Origin of the sequence: Nocardia sp. NRRL S-836, from assembly GCF_001279525.1 — a bacterium.
Lineage (GTDB): Bacteria > Actinomycetota > Actinomycetes > Mycobacteriales > Pseudonocardiaceae > Lentzea.
Genome location: NZ_LGDY01000177.1, coordinates 89,768 through 100,790 on the forward strand (window position 1 = coordinate 89,768; position 11,023 = coordinate 100,790).

Genomic DNA, 11,023 nt, shown 5'->3' on the forward strand with positions numbered 1-11,023 from the left:
GGCCGTCTCGTCCGCCACCGGCACCGACCGCGTTCCTGGTCGTGCGCGGTGCATGAGAAAGCCCCCGCCGGGAGAGCGGGGGCTTTCTCGTGACGTGGTCAGGCGTCGATCTTCTCGCGTTCCGGTGCCGTCGTGGCGGGCGGCTTCGGCAGGAACCTCCTGAGCAGCGGGAAGAACACGATCAGCAGGATCACGACGTAGACGATCACGGCCATCGGGGTGTTGACGAGGCCGGTCAGCGAGCCGTCGGAGAGCTGCAACGCGCGGCGCATCTGCTGTTCCGCGGCCGGGCCGAGGATCACGCCGATGATGGCCGGCAGCACCGGCAGGCCGTAGCGGCGCATCGCGAAGCCGAGCACGCCGATCACCAGCATCAGCAGCAGGTCGAAGATGTCCGCGTTGACCGCGTACGCGCCGACGGAGGCGAAGAACAGGATGCCCGCGTAGAGGTACGGGCGCGGGATGCGCAGCAGCTTCGCCCACAACGGCGCGAGGGGCAGGTTCAGCACCAGCAGCAGCGTCAGGCCGATGAACAGCGACGCGATCAGCGCCCACACCAGGTTGGCCTCGCGCTGGAACAGCAACGGGCCGGGCTGGATGCCGTACTGCTGGAACGCGGCCAGCATGACCGCCGCGACCGCCGTGGTGGGCAGGCCGAGGGTCAGCATCGTGACCAGGGTGCCCGCGGCGGACGCCGAGGCCGTCGACTCCGGGCCGGCCACGCCCTCGATGGCGCCCTTGCCGAACTCGTCCTTGTGCTTGGAGAGGCGCTTCTCGGTCACGTACGACAGGAACGTCGGGATCTCCGCGCCACCGGCTGGGATCGCGCCGAACGGGAACCCGATCACCGGGCCGCGCAGCCACGGCTTCCAGGTGCGCTTGAGGTCCGCCTTCGACAGCCACGGGCGGCCGACCGGGATCGGCTCGAAGGCCTTGCGCCGCAGGTGCGCCGCGACCCACAGGGCCTCGCCGACCGCGAACAGCGCCACAGCCACGACGACCACGTCGATGCCGTCGGCCAGGTGCAGCGAGCCGAAGGTCAGGCGCTGCTGGCCGGTCATCTCGTCCAGGCCGACCAGTCCGAGCGTGAGGCCGATCAGCAACGACGCCACGCCGCGGATGCGGGAGGCGCCCAGCACCGAGGTGACCGCGATGAACGCCAGCACCATGATCGCGAACAGGTCCGGCGCGCCGATGTCGACGGCGTGCTTGGCCACGAACGGCGCGAGCAGCACGATCAGCAGTGTGCCGATGATGCCGCCGGTGAAGTGGCCGATCGCGGCGGCGGCAAGCGCTTGCGCGCCACGTCCCTTGCGGGCCATGGGGTTGCCCTCGAAGGCCGTGACGACCGCCGCGCTCTCACCCGGTGTGTTCAGCAGGATCGACGTCGTGGAGCCGCCGAACATGCCGCCGTAGTAGATGCCCGCGAACATGATGAACGCGCCGGTCGGCTCCATGCCGTAGGTGACCGGCAGCAGCAGCGCCACCGCCATGGCCGGGCCGATGCCCGGCAGGACGCCGATCGCGGTGCCCAGGAGCACGCCGATCGCGGCCATCAGCAGGTGTGTCGGCGTCAGCGCGGTCGCGAAGCCGTCGAGCAGTTGTTCCACCTAGAACACCTCCATCAGCGGGCCGCCGGGCAGGGGGACGCCGAGCAGGTTGTTGAACACCAGGAACGTCACGATCGACATGCCGGCCGCGATCAACGGGTCGCGCACCAGGTTGCGGCTGCCGAGCGCGTAGGCCGCGCCCCAGAACAGGATCGCGCCGGAGATCGGGAACCCGACCACGCCGATCAGCGCGGCGTTGGCGAGGAAAGCACCGCACAGCAACAGGACCGTGCGCCAGTCGGCGGGTGCGGACAGGTCGACGTCCTCACCACCCTCGGCCTCGCCGCGGCCGCCGCGCAGCACGTCGCGGGCCAGCAGGACCGCCACGACCAGCAGCAGCGAGCCGACCAGGATCGGCACCGCCTTGGGGCCGACCGGTCCGCGCTGGGCGAAGTCGGTGGGGATCCGCACCGCGTCGCTGAGCACCAGCACGCCGAGCACGACCAGCAGGGCGCAGATGCCCAGCTCGGAACGTTCGCGCAGCCAGCCCGCGGCCCCCTGCCGGGGCCGTTGTCCCGTCGTGGTCGTCATGCGAGCCCCAAGTCCTTGAGCACCGTTGCCACCCGCTTGTTCTCGTTGTCGAGGAAGGTCCCGAACTCGTCGCCCGGCGCGAACGCGTCGGTCCAGCCGTTGCGCTGCAAGGCTTCCGACCACTGCGGCGTCTTGTGCATCCGCGCGAACAGGTCCACGAGCCGGTCGCGGTCGGTCTGCGTGATGCCCGGCGGCGCGACGATGCCGCGCCAGTTGGTGAACTCGACGTCCACGCCCGCCTGCCGCAGCGTCGGCGCGTCGACGCCCTGGATGCGGTCCTTGCTGGTCACCGCGAGCACCCGCAGCGTGCCGGCCTGGATCTGGTCGCGGTACTCGCCGACGCCGGAGACGCCGAACGCGACCTTGCCGCCCAGGACGCTGGCCAGCAGCTCACCGCCACCGTCGAACGGGATGTAGTTCACGGTCCTGGGCGGCAGGCCGACGGCCTTCGCGATCAGCATCGGCGCCAGGTGGTCAGGGCCGCCCGGTGCCGAACCGCCGCCGACGGTCACCGTGCCCGGGTTGGCCTTCCACGCATCGACCAGCTGTTTCATCGACGTGTACGGCGAGTCCCTCGACACCACGACGATGTCCGGTTCCTCGATCAGCTTCGCGATCGGGGTGGTGTCGAGCAGCGAGTTCGGCGACTTGTTCGTGTACACCGCGCCGACCACGCCCAGACCCATCGACATGATCATCTTGCCGTTGCCGCGCTCACCGACCGTGCGCCCGAGGCCGACCGTGCCGCCGGCGCCGGGCAGGTTGAACACCTCGGCGTTGCGCAGCAGGTCAGCGTCCTCCATGGCCTTCGCCGCGGTGCGCGCCGTGATGTCGTACCCGCCGCCCGGCTGGTTCGGCACGAGGACGCGCAGCGTCCGCACCGAGGCCGTGTCGCTGCTGTCCGCACCCGGCGTCAGCAGCGGTGGCACCAGCAGGACGGCGAGCAACGCCGTCGCCACCGCCACCCACACCTTCACCGACACTGTGATCCCCGCCTCTCGTCCGCGTGGTTGGACATGTTGCTCTCGTGTAAACCTTGATGTCGCTCTTGCGCTTCTAAGGTTTCTTTCGGTCTTTCTGGTCAGAGCCCGATCACGACGAGGGGAGGTCTGATGCGCCGCCGCCGATCCCTCGCCAGCCAGTTGCTCGTGTGGCAACTCGTAGTCGTCGTGTGCCTACTCTGCGCGGTGGGCGCGCTGACCGTCGTCCAGACGGGCCGCAACTTTCGCTCCAACGAGGAACGCCGGATGCTGTCCGTCGCGGAGAACGTCGCCGCCACGAGCGTCGTCCAGACGCAGATGGGCGACCGCGACCTGCTGGCACCGGCCGCGGAGACCGCGCGGAGCCTCTCCGGCGCCACCTACGTGCTGATCGTCGACCTGCGCGGCCGGATCCTCACCTCGCCCGACCCGGCGCAGGTCGGGTCCACTCTGGACCGGACGACGTCCGCGTTCGACGGCAGGGCGTGGGTCGGCACGGCCGGCGACTCGATCGAGGCGCACGTGCCGGTGTTCGCCGCGGACACCCGCAGGGTCAACGGGATCGTGGTCGCCGGCGCGCGCGAGCCGGGCATCTGGGAGGGTGCGCTCGACCAGCCGGTGGACGCGCTGCGGTACCTGCTGGTGGCGCTCGTCATCGGTGTCACGGGCTCGTTGTTGCTGGCGCGCAGGGTGAAGAACCAGACGCTCGGGCTGGAGCCGCACGAGATCACCGCGCTGGTGGAGAACCGCGAGGCGTTGCTGCACGGCATCCGGGAGGGTGTGGTCGGGCTTGACGCGCAGGACCGGATCACGCTGGTCAACGACCACGCGCGGGAGCTGCTGGCGTTGCCGGGGGACGCGGTCGGGCGGTCGGTGGAGGAGCTGGAGCTCAACGACCGGCTGCGCGACGTGCTGACCGGGCGTGCCACCGGCGTCGACCAGCTCGTGCTGCGGCAGGGGGTCGTGCTCACGTTGAACCGCATGCCGATCAAGGGCGCGGGCGCGGTCGTGACGTTGCGCGACCGCACGGAACTGCTTGCGCTGCAACACGAGCTGGACGCCTCGCAGCACGCGACCGACACGTTGCGGGCGCAGGCGCACGAGTTCGCGAACCGGCTGCACACCATCGCCGGGCTGATCGCGCTGAAGGAGTACGACGAGGTCAGCAACTACATCCACCAGATCAGCTCGGCGCAGGACCAGTGGCGCTCCGAGGTCAGCGAGTCGATCGGCGACCCCGCCGTGGCCGCGCTGCTGATCGCCAAGGCGTCGCTGGCCGCCGAGCGCGGCACGGCGCTGCGGCTGGACCCGGACAGCGTGCTGGGCCGCATCGACGAGGCGTTGTCCGCTGATCTGGTGATGGTGCTGGGAAATCTCGTCGACAACGCGTTGGATGCGCTGAGCTCGTTGAACGGCGACCGGAAGTGGATCGAGGTGGGTGTGGTGCAGGTGGACGACGGAGTCCAGGTCGTGGTCCGCGACTCCGGTCCGGGAGTCGCGCCGGAACTGGCGGAAGAGGTGTTCCGGCACGGGTTCACGACCAAGGCGGCATCGCACGGTGAACGCGGGATCGGGCTCGCGCTGATCCGGCGGGCCTGCCTGCGGCGCGGTGGTTCGGTGAGCGTGTCCGGTTCGGTGTTCACGGCGAGGCTGCCGTGGTGAAGCGGGTGCTGGTCGTGGACGACGACTTCATGGTGGCCAAGGTGCACAGCGGGTACGTCGCGCGCACGGCCGGGTTCGAGGTCGCCGGGGTCGCGCACACGGGCGCGGACGCGTTGCGACAGGTGGCGGCGCTCAAGCCGGACCTGGTGCTGCTGGACGTCTACCTGCCGGACATGAGCGGGCTGGACGTGCTGAAGTCGTTGCGCGCCAACGAGGACGTCGACGTCATCGTGATCACCGCGGCGACCGACGTGGACACCGTGCGCGGTGCGATGCGCGGCGGGGTGCTGCACTACCTGATCAAGCCGTTCGACTACGACGCGCTGCGCGACCAGCTCGCGCACTTCGCGTCGTTGCACGAGCGGCTGGACCGGCTCGGGTCGGCCGCGCAGGCGGACGTGGACCAGGTGTTCGGGGCCCGGCCGTCGTCGAAACCGTTGCTGCCCAAGGGGTTGACGCCGGAGACCGCGCGGCTCGTGGAGAACGCGCTGAAGTCGCACCCGGATGGGCTGTCGGCCTCGGAGTGTGCCTCTTCGACGGGTGTCGCACGGGTCAGCGCGCGCCGGTACCTGGAGCACTTCGTCTCCGCCGGACGAGCGGAGGTCCGGTTGCGCTACGGCGGAACCGGCCGGCCCGAACGGATCTACGCGTTAGTCCCAGGAGCCTGAACGGCCGCGCTTCGTCTGCGCGCGGCGCTTCTTGCCGGCGATGCGGCGTTCCTTCGAGCCCCTGGTGGGCTTGGTCGGCTTGCGCATCGGCGGCGGTGGCGCGGCCGCGGCGCGCAACAACTCGGCGAGGCGTTCGCGTGCGGCGGCGCGGTTCTGCAGCTGGGCGCGGTGCTCGGACGCGGCGATCGTGAGGACGCCGTCGACGAGCCGACCGGCCAGCCTGTCGAGCATCCTGCGCTTGAGGTGCTCGGGGACGCTCGGCGAGTTCATGAGGTCGAAGCTCAGCTCGACCCGGCTGTCGGCGGTGTTCACGCCCTGCCCGCCGGGGCCGCCCGACCTGGAGAAACGTTCGCGCAACTCGGACGCCGGCAGCACCAGCGTCCGAGTCACGGTCACGTCGTTCATGCCTCCAGGCTAAGCGGTCAGGCCCGGCAGTGTCGCGATCTTTATCAGCGCGGCCCGGTCGAGCACCGGCTCCGGCCTGGTCGCCGGGGCGTTCCAGTCCGGCACACCGGGGGCGTCGGCGAGGAAGGAGCCGATGTTCAGGCTGCGGATCTCGACATACGTGCCGTCGGGTCGCAACGCGCGCACGTCGTAGGCGTAGGCACCGTCCTCCCGGCGCGCGACGCCGGACCTGACCTTGACGCCGTTGACCTGCTCGATCCGGCAGTCGGTGCCCTCGACCGGCAGGCAGTCGGGCACGACCGCCGTGGGGTCGCGGTACAGCAGCACCGTCACCGCACCTGTGCCGCGCGCGTCGGTCAGCAGCGCCGAAGCCCTGTGGCGGCCGTCCTTCTCGACGAACCGCAGCGCGGTCGCCCCCGGCGGGTCCTGCGGCGTCACGCCGGCCGGCAGGACGTTCGCCTGCCGCAGCACGCGGGTGAGCTCGGCGTCGCGGCCGGAGGTGGCCGACGTCGCCGAGTCCGGTGCGGAGGCGAGCTGCGGCCGGGCCAGGTGCACGACCGTGCCCAGACCGACGACCAGCACCGTGACCAACGCGGTCGCGACGGCCGTGCGCCTGCGTGCGAGCTTCGTCCTGCCCGCGCGGATGACCTCGCTGCGGCGGATGTTCGACGCCGGCTCGTCCACCAGCAGCCCGCGCAACGCGGCGAGGCCCTTCGCGGCCTGGCTCTTCACCGTGCCCTCCGTCCTGCCGAGGATGCGGGCGGTCTCGGTGACGCTCAGGTCCTCCCAGTACCGCAGCACGACGACGGCGCGCTGCCCCGGTGGCAACGCGTCCAGCGCCTGTCGCAGGTCGGGGTCGGCCGCCTGGTCCTCGGGAGCCGCGCGGTCCGGCACGACGTCGACGGTCCGTTCCCGCTGGAAGAACCCGCGCCGGGTCTCGTCCACGGCGGCGCGCACGACGATCTTGCGCGCGTAGGCGTCCAGGCTGTCCTTGCGCACGCGTGGCCACGCCACGTAGAGCTTGATCAACGCGGTCTGGACGATGTCTTCGGCGCGGTGCCAGTCGCCGCACAGCAGAAACGCCGTGCGGCGCATCACGAGAGCCCGTGCGTCGACGAACTCCCCGAACTCGCGGTCCCGCAGATCGCGACGGTCCAAGTCCCCCTCCTCGGTCGTCGCTTAGTACGTGGCGACGACCGCGGGAGGTTGCCTCAGAACCGCGGGTGGTCCCCGACGAGGGAGGCGCCACCCTGCTCGGCCTTCGTGACCTCGCCGAGCACCCACGACGGCACGTGGCGCGCGGTCAGCACGGCCAGCGCGCGGTCGACGTCCTCCGGCGCGACGACGGCGACCATGCCGACGCCCATGTTGAACGCCTTCTCCATCTCCTCGCGCTCCACCCGGCCGCGCTGGGCGATGAGCTGGAAGACCGGAGCGGGCGTCCAGGTGCCGCGGTCGAGCTTCGCGTGCAGGCCGTCGGGCAGCACGCGGGCCAGGTTCGCGGCGAGTCCACCACCGGTGACGTGGGAGAACCCGCGGACCTCTGTCTCGGCGATCAGCGCGAGGCAGTCCTTGGCGTAGATCTTGGTCGGCTCCAGGAGCTCCTCGCCGAGTGTCCGGCCGAACTCCTCGACGTGGCCCTCCAGCGGCATGCGGGCGATCTCCAGCAGCACGTGGCGGGCCAGCGAGTAGCCGTTGGAGTGCAGGCCGGACGAGCCCATCGCGATCACGACGTCACCGTCGCGCACCCGGTCGGGACCGAGCAGCTTGGAGTGCTCGACCACGCCGACGCCGGTGCCGGAGATGTCGTAGTCGTCGTCGCCCATCAGGCCGGGGTGCTCGGCGGTCTCGCCGCCGAGCAACGCGCAGCCGGCCTGGACGCAGCCCTCGGCGATGCCCTTGACCAGCGCCGCGACCTTGTCCGGCACGACCCGGCCGACCGCGATGTAGTCCTGCACGAACAGCGGCTCGGCACCGCACACGACCAGGTCGTCCACGATCATGGCGACCAGGTCGATGCCCACGGTGTCGTGCTTGTCGAGCGCCTGCGCGACCGCGATCTTGGTGCCGACGCCGTCCGTGGAGGAGGCGAGGACCGGCTCCTTCCAGCGGTCGAGCTTGAGCTGGAACAGCCCGGCGAACCCGCCGATGCCACCGAGCACCTCGGGCCGGTGCGCCTTGGCCGCCCACGGCTTGAGCTTCTCCACCGCCTCGTCACCTGCGGCGATACTGACTCCGGCTGCGGCGTAGGTGGCCTTGGCGCTGTCGGTCACGTCAACTTCTTCCACTTGGTTCTGCAAGCTCAGGGGCGGGCCCGGATCGCGGGCGTACCCGGATCAGGGGCGACGCAGTGCGTCCTCGGCACCATATCCGTTGGGCAGGACGGGAGCGGCTGAGCCCGCCACGCCCTTGAGGCCCTCCAGCAGGTGCTTGCCGATGAGCGCGTCCGCGGGCAGCTCGATCGGGTACTCGCCGTCGAAGCACGCCGAGCACAGCCGCGTCTTGGGCTGCTCGGTCGCCGCCACGAGCTGTTCGAGCGACACGTACCCGAGCGAGTCGGCGCCGACCGACCGCCGGATGCCGTCGTCGTCCAGGCCGTTCGCGATCAGCTCGGCCCGCGAGGCGAAGTCGATGCCGTAGAAGCACGGCCACTTCACCGGCGGCGAGGCGATCCGCACGTGGACCTCCAGCGCACCGGCCTCGCGCAGCATGCGGACGAGCGCGCGCTGGGTGTTGCCGCGCACGATCGAGTCGTCCACGACGACGAGCCGCTTGCCGCGGATGACGTCGCGCAACGGGTTCAGCTTCAGCCGGATGCCCAGCTGGCGGATCGTCTGCGACGGCTGGATGAACGTGCGGCCGACGTAGGCGTTCTTGACCAGGCCCGACCCGTACGGGATGCCGCTGGCCTGGGCGTACCCGATCGCGGCGGGCGTGCCGGACTCCGGCACCGGGATGACCAGGTCGGCCTCGACCGGGTGCTCCTTGGCGAGCCGGCGGCCGATCTCGACGCGGGTGGCGTGCACGCTGCGCCCGGAGATCGTCGTGTCCGGCCGGGCCAGGTAGACGTACTCGAAGATGCAGCCCTTGGGCTCGGGGTTCGCGAACCGGCTGGACCGCAGCCCGTCACCGTCGATCGCGATCAGCTCGCCCGGCTCGACCTCGCGCACGAAGCTGGCGCCGACGATGTCCAGCGCCGCCGTCTCGCTCGCGACGACCCAGCCGCGTTCGAGGCGGCCGAGGACCAGCGGCCGGACGCCGTGCGGGTCACGGGCCGCGTAGAGCGTGCTCTCGTCGGAGAAGACCAGGCAGAACGCACCGCGGACGGTCGGCAGCAGCTCCAGGGCCGCCTGCTCGATGCCCTTGTCCGCCGCCGTGTGCGCGAGCAGCCCGGTGAGGATGTCCGAGTCGGTCGTGGCGCCGTTGCGGCTGGTCAGACCCAGCTCCTGCGCCTTCTCCCGCAGCTCGGCGGTGTTCACCAGGTTGCCGTTGTGGCCGAGGCTGAGCCCCGACCCCGCGGCGGTGGTGCGGAACGTCGGCTGCGCGTTCTCCCAGGTCGTGGACCCGGTGGTGGAGTAGCGGCAGTGACCGACGGCCACGTGGCCCTTGAGGCTCTGCAGGACCTGCTCGTCGAACACCTGGCTGACGAGCCCGAGGTCCTTGAAGACGACGACCTGAGCGCCGTCACCGACCGAGATGCCCGCTGCCTCCTGCCCGCGGTGCTGCAGGGCGTAGAGGCCGTAGTAGGCCATTTTGGAGACGTCCTCGCCAGGAGCCCAGACGCCGAAGACGCCGCACTCCTCACGAGGTTCCTGTTCGGGCTGGGAATGGTCGGCGACCACCGAGTTGGCTCCCTCACGACGGGGCTGGCTGCTCTCCGAGTGTATGTGGAGCGGGGGCCGATATACCCCCATCGCACCCCCGATGAGGTGATGAAACTCATGCCTTCGGCACGCAGAAGCGCCCAATCTGGGCTTCGCCGGTCCGCGACACCCGATCGAGCGTTGTCCGGTGAGGCCGACCACCCCGCCGCGGTCGTTCCCGTCAGGCCTTGCGGCACCCGCTCAGCTCGGTCTGGACCGGGTTGGTCTGCGTCGCGCCCCGCGAGTGCTGCTTGGCGGTGCAGGTCACCTTGTCGCCCACCTCGGCCGAGCCGCTGATGTCGGCCAGGTCCACGGTCTGCGGCGACAGCGAGTCCTTGGCCAGCACGCCGCTCGGTGCGGAGCCGGAGAGCTCCAGCTGGGCGCGCTTCACCGGGTCGGAGCCCGCCGACATCTTGTAGTCGTAGACCTTGGTGACCTCGTAGGTGACCTCCGCCTGCCAGTCGGAGGCGCACCCGGTCAGCACGAGGCAGCCCAGCAGGGCCGCGACCGTCCCGCGCATCAGTGCCCCCGTCCGACCTGCAGGACGTCCAGCACGCGCTGGTCGCCGGTCATCTCCCTGAGGTTCATCCGGTTCCACAGCCAGAAGTAGACCAGCTCGGCGTCACCGGTCACCTGCGCGTCGCCCTCCTCGCCGGGAGCGGCGGCACGGACCTGCGGCACCTCGGCCGGGGTGAGCGAGATCAGCCACGACTCGGGCACGTCGGTCGGGCTGACCACGGCGGTGCCGGACACCTCGCTCGGCACGTCGCCCGCGACCTTGGCCGCGACGATCGTGGTCAGGACCTCGTCGATGCCGTCGGCGCAGAGGTCGGCGTCGGTGGCGGCCACCTCGCGGACCGTGGTCTGCGCGTCGAACCGGCGCAGCACCGTCTCGTGCGCGATGCGGCGGTGCCACACCCACGCGAGGTCGGGCGCGGCCGGCGAGAAGGTCCACACCGGCCGGTTGCCCGGTACGGCGGCCAGGATCTCCCTGGCGGCGACCAGCTGCTCGTCGAGGTACTGCAGCGGCGCGAGGCCGGTGGGCGCGGGCGGCGGCTGCACGGGGTTGCGGCTGCCGGTGCGCAGGTAGGCGGTGGAGGTCTCCAGGAACCGCGCCAGGTGGACAACCAGGTCCTGCACGGTCCAGCCCGGACGGGTCGGCACCTCGGCGGCCGGGTCGGCGTCGGTCACTGCCTTGCGGAACATCTCCGCCTGCTCGACGAACACAGCGGTCCACCGCTGGGCCGTCCACCCTGTCTGCACCATGCGCGACATCGTGCCCGAAACCCTCCGCGCACGAGCGG

At 71.0% G+C, this 11,023-nt stretch carries 11 protein-coding genes; 2 read left to right on the top strand and 9 right to left on the bottom strand.

Features of this window, described 5'->3' with window-relative positions; genetic code table 11:
• Positions 1-98: 98 nt before the first annotated feature.
• From ADL03_RS44180 to ADL03_RS44190, 3 genes are read right to left on the bottom strand one after another with little or no spacing between them, the layout of a single operon-like run.
• Positions 99-1,556, bottom strand: a complete 1,458-nt coding sequence (locus ADL03_RS44180) for a tripartite tricarboxylate transporter permease (protein WP_053739720.1) — start codon at positions 1,554-1,556, stop codon at positions 99-101.
• 54 nt (positions 1,557-1,610) lie between these two features.
• On the bottom strand, positions 1,611-2,141 hold the full coding sequence (locus tag ADL03_RS44185) for a tripartite tricarboxylate transporter TctB family protein (RefSeq protein ID WP_053739639.1): 531 nt from the start codon (positions 2,139-2,141) through the stop codon (positions 1,611-1,613).
• Positions 2,138-3,118 (bottom strand): tripartite tricarboxylate transporter substrate binding protein, encoded by a 981-nt coding sequence (locus tag ADL03_RS44190; RefSeq protein ID WP_231642862.1) that lies wholly within the window; start codon positions 3,116-3,118, stop codon positions 2,138-2,140. Before ADL03_RS44190 ends, ADL03_RS44185 begins: the two co-directional genes overlap by 4 nt.
• Before the next feature lie 135 nt (positions 3,119-3,253).
• Between ADL03_RS44190 and ADL03_RS44195 the strand changes: the two genes are divergently transcribed.
• Both ADL03_RS44195 and ADL03_RS44200 read left to right on the top strand, forming a co-directional pair.
• Positions 3,254-4,783 carry an ATP-binding protein gene (locus ADL03_RS44195; RefSeq protein WP_053739641.1) on the top strand — a complete coding sequence of 510 codons (1,530 nt, stop codon included), beginning with the start codon at positions 3,254-3,256 and terminating at the stop codon, positions 4,781-4,783.
• Complete coding sequence (locus ADL03_RS44200; RefSeq protein WP_053739721.1) at positions 4,780-5,451, top strand: response regulator; 672 nt, start codon at positions 4,780-4,782, stop codon at positions 5,449-5,451. The genes ADL03_RS44195 and ADL03_RS44200 overlap by 4 nt, the downstream gene beginning before the upstream one ends.
• Here ADL03_RS44200 and arfB read toward each other — a convergent pair.
• The 6 genes from arfB to ADL03_RS44230 all read right to left on the bottom strand — a co-directional run bounded on the left by arfB (position 5,434) and on the right by ADL03_RS44230 (position 10,985).
• A complete protein-coding gene (arfB, locus tag ADL03_RS44205; protein WP_053739642.1) occupies positions 5,434-5,856 on the bottom strand; it encodes an alternative ribosome rescue aminoacyl-tRNA hydrolase ArfB in 423 nt (140 codons plus the stop codon). The two genes, ADL03_RS44200 and arfB, sit on opposite strands and share 18 nt — an antisense overlap.
• 9 nt (positions 5,857-5,865) lie before the next feature.
• The gene (locus tag ADL03_RS49205) at positions 5,866-7,014 is read right to left on the bottom strand and encodes a SigE family RNA polymerase sigma factor (RefSeq protein ID WP_197289185.1); all 1,149 of its coding nucleotides are present in this window, start codon (positions 7,012-7,014) and stop codon (positions 5,866-5,868) included.
• Between the two features lie 53 nt (positions 7,015-7,067).
• Positions 7,068-8,129, bottom strand: coding sequence for a phosphoribosylformylglycinamidine cyclo-ligase (gene purM, locus ADL03_RS44215; protein ID WP_053739643.1), 1,062 nt, complete (start codon positions 8,127-8,129; stop codon positions 7,068-7,070).
• A gap of 63 nt (positions 8,130-8,192) precedes the next feature.
• A complete protein-coding gene (gene purF, locus ADL03_RS44220; protein ID WP_197289186.1) occupies positions 8,193-9,770 on the bottom strand; it encodes an amidophosphoribosyltransferase in 1,578 nt (525 codons plus the stop codon).
• Positions 9,771-9,900: 130 nt separating this feature from the next.
• Positions 9,901-10,239, bottom strand: a complete 339-nt coding sequence (locus ADL03_RS44225) for a hypothetical protein (RefSeq protein ID WP_053739645.1) — start codon at positions 10,237-10,239, stop codon at positions 9,901-9,903.
• Positions 10,239-10,985 carry a maleylpyruvate isomerase N-terminal domain-containing protein gene (locus ADL03_RS44230; RefSeq protein ID WP_053739646.1) on the bottom strand — a complete coding sequence of 249 codons (747 nt, stop codon included), beginning with the start codon at positions 10,983-10,985 and terminating at the stop codon, positions 10,239-10,241. Before ADL03_RS44230 ends, ADL03_RS44225 begins: the two co-directional genes overlap by 1 nt.
• Between the last annotated feature and the right edge of the window lie 38 nt (positions 10,986-11,023).